Raw genomic sequence first — 8,376 nt, forward strand, 5'->3', positions numbered from 1 at the left:
CCCCACCCCGACTCGCCCTTCCACCGCGGCGAGTCGCGCGGGGCTTGGGGTTTGCTGCGGGTGAATCGCAAGATCTGGTGTCGGGCGGTGCGGCTTGGGGCCGGGGCGGTGCGGCGCTGGCTTTGTTAGCGCCGAAGCTGCGGCGGGTGGGGTGGGGTAAGCTGTTGTTTTCGTGTGATGTTGCCTGGGTTCCGTGAAATTCTCGATTTTCTTTGAAAAAGCGCTTGCGCCTGTCGGGCAGTAACCTTAGAACCCCCTTCACCGGCGGCGCAGAGATGCAGCGGCGGGGCGCCAGACGGGGCGGACGGCAGCGGAGACGCGGGCGGACAAACCGGAAGGCGGAGAAATTCGAGGTAGGTGAGGCGGGGCGCGCCAGGAAGTCAGGGCGCATCTCAGTTTCTTTTGTCTCAACGCTGTTTGAAAATTTGATATCTGAAGAGATATGTGGGCGGTTTGGTTCATTCGATGGATCAACGTCTGTATATCGCGCTCTTAGGGTTTCGGCCCGATGATGGAGTGTCAGCTTCACTGTTTGGACGGTTTCTTGTTTTCTTATGAAAACCTGAAGCACGATGAACAGAGAATGGTCTGCATCTTTCAGTAAGGGATGCAGGTCGATGTGCAGAGGTTCGACGTCAAGGATAAGCTGGCAACAGCTTTTCAACTTGAGAGTTTGATCCTGGCTCAGAACGAACGCTGGCGGCAGGCCTAACACATGCAAGTCGAGCGCGCCCTTCGGGGTGAGCGGCGGACGGGTTAGTAACGCGTGGGAACGTACCCTTTTCTAAGGAATAACCATTGGAAACGATGACTAATGCCTTATACGCCCTTCGGGGGAAAGATTTATCGGAGAAGGATCGGCCCGCGTTAGATTAGATAGTTGGTGGGGTAATGGCCTACCAAGTCTACGATCTATAGCTGGTTTTAGAGGATGATCAGCAACACTGGGACTGAGACACGGCCCAGACTCCTACGGGAGGCAGCAGTGGGGAATCTTAGACAATGGGCGCAAGCCTGATCTAGCCATGCCGCGTGTGTGATGAAGGTCTTAGGATCGTAAAGCACTTTCGCCAGGGATGATAATGACAGTACCTGGTAAAGAAACCCCGGCTAACTCCGTGCCAGCAGCCGCGGTAATACGGAGGGGGTTAGCGTTGTTCGGAATTACTGGGCGTAAAGCGCACGTAGGCGGATCAGAAAGTTGGGGGTGAAATCCCGGGGCTCAACCCCGGAACTGCCTCCAAAACTTCTGGTCTTGAGTTCGAGAGAGGTGAGTGGAATTCCAAGTGTAGAGGTGAAATTCGTAGATATTTGGAGGAACACCAGTGGCGAAGGCGGCTCACTGGCTCGATACTGACGCTGAGGTGCGAAAGTGTGGGGAGCAAACAGGATTAGATACCCTGGTAGTCCACACCGTAAACGATGAATGCCAGTCGTCGGGCAGTATACTGTTCGGTGACACACCTAACGGATTAAGCATTCCGCCTGGGGAGTACGGTCGCAAGATTAAAACTCAAAGGAATTGACGGGGGCCCGCACAAGCGGTGGAGCATGTGGTTTAATTCGAAGCAACGCGCAGAACCTTACCAACCCTTGACATCCTGTGCTAACCCGAGAGATCGGGCGTTCACTTCGGTGACGCAGTGACAGGTGCTGCATGGCTGTCGTCAGCTCGTGTCGTGAGATGTTCGGTTAAGTCCGGCAACGAGCGCAACCCACATCCTTAGTTGCCAGCAGTTCGGCTGGGCACTCTAAGGAAACTGCCCGTGATAAGCGGGAGGAAGGTGTGGATGACGTCAAGTCCTCATGGCCCTTACGGGTTGGGCTACACACGTGCTACAATGGCAGTGACAATGGGTTAATCCCAAAAAGCTGTCTCAGTTCGGATTGGGGTCTGCAACTCGACCCCATGAAGTCGGAATCGCTAGTAATCGCGTAACAGCATGACGCGGTGAATACGTTCCCGGGCCTTGTACACACCGCCCGTCACACCATGGGAGTTGGTTCTACCCGACGGCCGTGCGCCAACCCGCAAGGGAGGCAGCGGACCACGGTAGGATCAGCGACTGGGGTGAAGTCGTAACAAGGTAGCCGTAGGGGAACCTGCGGCTGGATCACCTCCTTTCTAAGGATGTTCCTAGCCAGTTGAGCTTGCTCAACTCATGGAACACTTAGCAGGTCGGCAAACAAAGCCGACCATATTCGGACCGAGCCGTCCTCATATCTCTTCAGTCATAGGTCCTGCGCAGCCTGCGTAGGTCTCAATAGTTTGGGGCCTTAGCTCAGCTGGGAGAGCGCCTGATTTGCATTCAGGAGGTCAGGAGTTCGATCCTCCTAGGCTCCACCAAGCCTTTTGCGAAGCAAAAGGCGTCGCCCTGGTTGCCCGTCCGACGGACGCGCGGGAAGGGCAGCGTAACGGTCCTTAACCTCAACCACTAGGGGCTGGTTCCTCTCGGGCCATTCCTTCGGAATGCCCTGCCGGAACGACGAGTTTTGCCTTCGGCAAAATCTCTTGCACAACTCGCACATTGCCTCGCAATATGCTGTTTGTGCGACGTGCGCGCCTCCGGCGCACACTGGGTCGGTAGCTCAGGTGGTTAGAGCGCACGCCTGATAAGCGTGAGGTCGGAGGTTCAAGTCCTCCTCGACCCACCACTCCTAACCAGAGTGACATTCGGACATATCATCAAGCACATATGCATGTGTTTGATCGTCTGTCCGCAGACGGTAGCGTGACATCCTTGGGATGCACGTGATTGACATCGTAAAGAGAGATACTAACAACATGTTTGATCGCCCCGCGTGAGGGGATGATCTCGGTTGCTGCCCTTCGGGGCCGGTGTTTGACGGGCTGTTTCCTCGGCCACTCAGACATATCGCGATCGAAACGAATATGTTGTCCAAGTCAAGTACACTAACCAGAGCGATGACGCGGACCTCCTGCACGGACGGTTCGCTATCTGCATCGCTCGTTTGTCCAGACGTATGTCTGGGCGGGTAAAAGTATGCTTTTGATACAGGATAAAGAGGATCAGTTTCTTACCAGCTTCTGATCTTCGCGCGAGACGCCAAGTCTTGCTTTTTCTGGATCAAATCAAGCGCGAAAAGGGCGTTTGGTGAATGCCTTGGCAGTAAGAGGCGATGAAAGACGTGATACTCTGCGATAAGCCATGGGGAGCTGAGAATAAGCTTTGATCCATGGATTTCTGAATGGGGCAACCCACCTGATTGTTTGTTATTATTGCTTCGCAATATGTACGCTCCGCGCCGACCTTTGGTCGGTACACCGATCCTCTGGATCGGCACTGGGGCCTGCAGCGGCGCAGTTAATAATGAGCAAAACCAGGTATTTATAGGCTGAATACATAGGCTTATAAAGGCAAACCCGGGGAACTGAAACATCTAAGTACCCGGAGGAAAGGAAATCAATATGATACTCCCCCAGTAGCGGCGAGCGAACGGGGACCAGCCGAGCCATGAATGTGGTCAGAATGCGTTGGAATGCGCAACCAGAGTGGGTGATAGTCCCGTATGAGAAGCATGATTGGACGTATTAAGTAGGGCGGGACACGTGAAATCCTGTCTGAAGATCGGAGGACCACCTTCGAAGGCTAAGTACTCCTTACTGACCGATAGTGAACCAGTACCGTGAGGGAAAGGTGAAAAGCACCCCGACGAGGGGAGTGAAACAGTACCTGAAACCGAACGCCTACAATCAGTTGGAGGGGCTTTACGCCCTGACAGCGTACCTTTTGTATAATGGGTCATCGACTTGGTCTCACGAGCAAGCTTAAGCCGTTAGGTGTAGGCGCAGCGAAAGCGAGTCTTAATAGGGCGTCGAGTTCGTGGGATCAGACCCGAAACCGAGTGATCTAGGCATGGCCAGGTTGAAGGTAAGGTAACACTTACTGGAGGACCGAACCCACATCCGTTGAAAAGGATCGGGATGAGCTGTGCCTAGGGGTGAAAGGCCAATCAAACTCGGAGATAGCTGGTTCTCTGCGAAATCTATTTAGGTAGAGCGTCATCCGAATACCCTCGGGGGTAGAGCACTGGATGGGTAATGGGGCCCCACAGGCTTACTGATCCTAACCAAACTCCGAATACCGAGGAGTACTAGATGGCAGACACACGGCGAATGCTAACGTCCGTCGTGAAGAGGGAAACAACCCTGACCTCCAGCTAAGGCCCCTAATTCATGGCTAAGTGGGAAAGCAGGTGGGACGACCAAAACAACCAGGAGGTTGGCTTAGAAGCAGCCATCCTTTAAAGATAGCGTAACAGCTCACTGGTCTAAACAAGTTGTCCTGCGGCGAAGATGTAACGGGGCTCAAGCCATGAGCCGAAGCTGAGGATGCACTAGTTGCATGGTAGCAGAGCGTAGTGTGACATAGACTATGTCTCTTATATTTAAGCGGACCGCCGGGTTTTGTTTGAGTGCCAACGCGCTCAAGTAGCCGAAGGCGGTAGCGCAAAATAATGGAGACAAAGTCTTTTCTGTGAAGCCGGCGCGTGAGCGATCCGGTGGAGAGATCACTAGCGAGAATGATGACATGAGTAGCGACAAAGAGTGTGAGAGACACTCTCGCCGAAAGTCCAAGGGTTCCTGCTTAAAGCTAATCTGAGCAGGGTAAGCCGACCCCTAAGGCGAGGCCGAAAGGCGTAGTCGATGGGAACCAGGTTAATATTCCTGGGCCAGATGGAAGTGACGGATCTCGAAGGTAGTTCATCCTTATCGGATTGAATGGGCTGCTCAGAGGTCCCTGGAAATAGCTCCATCGCAAGATCGTACCCTAAACCGACACAGGTGGACAGGTAGAGAATACCAAGGCGCTTGAGAGAACTATGTTGAAGGAACTCGGCAAAATACCTCCGTAAGTTCGCGAGAAGGAGGCCCGGTTCCTAGGCAACTAGGGGCTGGGGGCACAAACCAGGGGGTGGCGACTGTTTATTAAAAACACAGGGCTCTGCGAAGTCGCAAGACGACGTATAGGGTCTGACGCCTGCCCGGTGCCTGAAGGTTAAAAGGAGGGGTGAGAGCTCTGAATTGAAGCCCAGGTAAACGGCGGCCGTAACTATAACGGTCCTAAGGTAGCGAAATTCCTTGTCGGGTAAGTTCCGACCTGCACGAATGGCGTAACGACTTCCCCGCTGTCTCCAACATAGACTCAGCGAAATTGAATTACCGGTCAAGATGCCGGTTACCCGCGGTTAGACGGAAAGACCCCGTGCACCTTTACTACAGCTTCACACTGGCATTAGGCCGAACATGTGCAGGATAGGTGGTGGGCTTTGAAACCGAGACGCCAGTCTCGGTGGAGCCTCCCTTGAGATACCACCCTTGTTCTGCTTGATGTCTAACCGCGGACCGTTATCCGGTTCCGGGACCCTGTGTGGCGGGTAGTTTGACTGGGGCGGTCGCCTCCTAAATCGTAACGGAGGCGCGCGAAGGTTGGCTCAGAGCGGTCGGAAATCGCTCGTTGAGTGCAATGGCAGAAGCCAGCCTGACTGCGAGACTGACAAGTCGAGCAGAGTCGAAAGACGGCCATAGTGATCCGGTGGTCCCAAGTGGGAGGGCCATCGCTCAACGGATAAAAGGTACGCCGGGGATAACAGGCTGATACTGCCCAAGAGTCCATATCGACGGCAGTGTTTGGCACCTCGATGTCGGCTCATCTCATCCTGGGGCTGGAGCAGGTCCCAAGGGTACGGCTGTTCGCCGTTTAAAGAGGTACGTGAGCTGGGTTTAGAACGTCGTGAGACAGTTCGGTCCCTATCTTCCGTGGGTGTAGGATACTTGAGAGGAGTTGCCCCTAGTACGAGAGGACCGGGGTGAACGATCCACTGGTGGACCTGTTGTTGCGCCAGCAGCAGTGCAGGGTAGCTATGATCGGACAGGATAACCGCTGAAGGCATCTAAGCGGGAAGCCCCCCTCAAAACAAGGTATCCCTGAGAGCCGTGGTAGACCACCACGTCGATAGGCCAGAGATGTACGCACAGCAATGTGTTCAGTTGACTGGTACTAATGGCTCGATAGGCTTGATTTGATCCAGTAGAAGCAAGACTTCGACTTATCAATCAAAAGCATACACATACAATCAGCTGTACTGACTTGGACGACGGTCCTCACCCGGAATGGTGAGGCGGCGGGAGAGCGCATCTGCGATGCGCTGCCACCCGCCTGTCGCGTTTTGCCCCCGGCAAAGCGAGACCCAGAGGTTTTACATGGTTTGGTGGTCATAGCGCGAGCAAAACACCCGATCCCATCCCGAACTCGGCAGTTAAGTGCCGCCGCGCCGATGGTACTGCGTCTCAAGACGTGGGAGAGTAGGTCACCGCCAAACCTAGCAAAACCTCTGAAACGTATCTCTCGAAACGATGACAACAGCGACAACCGCCCCACCGCAAACGCGCTCGGGCAATCCGGCCTCACGCAACGCAATGCGCGTCAGGCCAAATCGGCCTCAAGCGGCGCAAAGCGCAGCAGGCCAAAAGTGTCGCGGGATGGAGCAGCCCGGTAGCTCGTCAGGCTCATAACCTGAAGGTCGTAGGTTCAAATCCTACTCCCGCAACCAACACTAATTCGTCAATATCTTCAAAGACTTGAGTTCTACCACTCAGGCCTTTCTGGCGCTTGGCATCCGAGCTGATCATAAGCAGCCCCGCCAGTGCGCCTTCAAGGTGGATCGCAAGCTTGCCGCTCGGTTCTGTCGGCTGAAGCACGATCCGGTCAATCAAGCCGCGCAACGCTTCCTTCGCCTCCAGCATCCCGTCGGGGTTTTGAAGCTGGCTGATCAGGGTGGTGATGTTCTCCCGATAGCTCTCCGCCATACTCGGGTGGATCCGGATAGGGGAGGGGTCGGCCTCGCGCGCAACCTTGCCCTCCAGTTCGATGCGTCGCGCATCAAGGGCCAGCATGCGATCCTTGACGTGCTCAGCCGGAATACCGGCGATGATTGCATCCACCAGCTTGGCATGGTCCTTTCTGGTCGCCGCAAGTTCCTTTTCCAAAGCGTTGCGACTGAGGGAGGCCTCAGCCTGAAGCCGATTTCGTTCCCTGGCGTATTCCTGGCAGAAGATGGCAAGTGCCTCCTGATCCATCAGGTTGTTCTGCAGCGCATCGAGGACCAGGCGCTCAAGCTCTGCTTGGCCAATCGTCGCCATGTTGTCGCAGACGGTTTTGCCTTTGTTGCGGGCGGTGGAGCAGCCAAAACTGGTCTGCGAGACCTTGGAAAACCCACCCCCGCAGCCGCCGCATTTCATCAGACCGGAAAACAATGTCTTTGGGCGGCGACGGTCCCAGATTGCGGTAGGAGTGTTTTTGACCTTCATCGCACCCTGGCGTGCCCGGACCGCATTCCAGAGGTCCTGATCGACGATCCGCAGTTCCGGAATTTCCGTGATCACCCACTCCGCTTCCGGTTTAAGCCGTGACACCCGCCTCCCAGTCTCGGGGTCCTTGATGTAGGCAAGCCGGTTCCAGATCTGACGGCCGATATAGAGTTCGTTGTTCAGAATGCCGGTGCCGCGTTCGCGGTTGCCATGGAGCGTGGAGGCACCCCATCCGCGGCCAGAGGGGCTGGCGATCTTCTTCGCATTCAACGCCTCGGCGATTTTCTTCGGCGAAAGCCCCGCTGCGTAATCGGTGAATATCCGTCGCACGATGTTGGCTTCGGTCGGGTCAATCTTGCGCTCGCCTCTGATAGGGTCGCCAGACGCATTGTAGTGAATGACGGCGCGATACCCGTAGGCCTTGCCACCGGCCGATTTCCCGGCCAGGGCGCGGCCTTTCAACCCTCGATGGGTTTTGGCGGCGAGGTCCTTGAGGAAGAGCGAGTTCATCGTCCCTTTCAAGCCAATATGCATCTCCGAGATGCTGCCCTCGCTGACCGTCTCGATCAACACATCCCGGAATTGCAGCTTTTGATAAATCAAGGCGATGTCGGCCTGATTGCGGGAGAGGCGATCGAGTGCCTCGGAAAGCACGACGTCAAAGCAATTGTCCTGCGCACCCTGCAGGAGTTTCTGGACGCCACTGCGCATCAGGCTCGCGCCAGAGACCGCCTTGTCCGAATAGACGTCCACGACGTCCAGACCCTGGCGCTCCGCGTGCTCCCGGCAGGAGCGGATCTGGTCCTCGATTGAGGCATCCCGCTGCATGTCGGTCGAAAAGCGGGCATAGATGACGGTGCGGAGCGGGTGTGTCATGACAGGAATCCGAAGCTGGCGATCAGCCATCTTGGCTGTGATCGGCACGGGCCAACTCGCGCGCGAGGGCCCTTAAGAAGTGATTGAATCTTTCCTTATGATGGGGGCTCTCATGCGAGCTGGCAAGTCCGGAAAGTACGGAAGCATGTGCATCGGGCCAGGTGCCG

Annotated in this window: 1 protein-coding gene, 3 tRNA genes and 3 rRNA genes; 6 read left to right on the plus strand and 1 reads right to left on the minus strand. The window is 55.6% G+C overall.

All coding sequences use genetic code 11. From position 1 onward, the window contains the following. Nucleotides 1-661: 661 nt before the first annotated feature. The 6 genes from ACFSUD_RS19065 to ACFSUD_RS19090 all read left to right on the plus strand — a co-directional run bounded on the left by ACFSUD_RS19065 (nucleotide 662) and on the right by ACFSUD_RS19090 (nucleotide 6,576). Nucleotides 662-2,125: ribosomal RNA gene (locus ACFSUD_RS19065) — 16S ribosomal RNA — on the plus strand. Between the two features lie 146 nt (nucleotides 2,126-2,271). Next, nucleotides 2,272-2,347: transfer RNA gene (locus ACFSUD_RS19070), tRNA-Ala, on the plus strand. A 231-nt stretch (nucleotides 2,348-2,578) separates the two neighbouring features. Then, nucleotides 2,579-2,655 (plus strand) — tRNA-Ile (locus ACFSUD_RS19075). Nucleotides 2,656-3,092: 437 nt separating this feature from the next. Continuing rightward, a 23S ribosomal RNA gene (locus ACFSUD_RS19080) occupies nucleotides 3,093-6,048 on the plus strand. 182 nt (nucleotides 6,049-6,230) lie between these two features. Next, nucleotides 6,231-6,345: ribosomal RNA gene (gene rrf / locus ACFSUD_RS19085) — 5S ribosomal RNA — on the plus strand. Together the 16S, 23S and 5S rRNA genes with 3 tRNA genes alongside form the textbook arrangement of a ribosomal RNA operon. A gap of 154 nt (nucleotides 6,346-6,499) precedes the next feature. Then, a tRNA-Met gene (locus ACFSUD_RS19090) sits at nucleotides 6,500-6,576 on the plus strand. Here ACFSUD_RS19090 and ACFSUD_RS19095 read toward each other — a convergent pair. Continuing rightward, nucleotides 6,533-8,239 (minus strand): recombinase family protein, encoded by a 1,707-nt coding sequence (locus ACFSUD_RS19095; RefSeq protein WP_386376092.1) that lies wholly within the window; start codon nucleotides 8,237-8,239, stop codon nucleotides 6,533-6,535. The two genes, ACFSUD_RS19090 and ACFSUD_RS19095, sit on opposite strands and share 44 nt — an antisense overlap. Between the last annotated feature and the right edge of the window lie 137 nt (nucleotides 8,240-8,376).

The organism is Sulfitobacter aestuarii, assembly GCF_042685005.1.
GTDB lineage: Bacteria > Pseudomonadota > Alphaproteobacteria > Rhodobacterales > Rhodobacteraceae > Sulfitobacter > Sulfitobacter aestuarii.

Coding starts and splice junctions, on each gene's coding strand:
- ACFSUD_RS19095 (WP_386376092.1), bottom strand. CDS start 8,239: ATGGCTGATCGCCAGCTTCGGATTCCTGTCATGACACACCCGCTCCGC.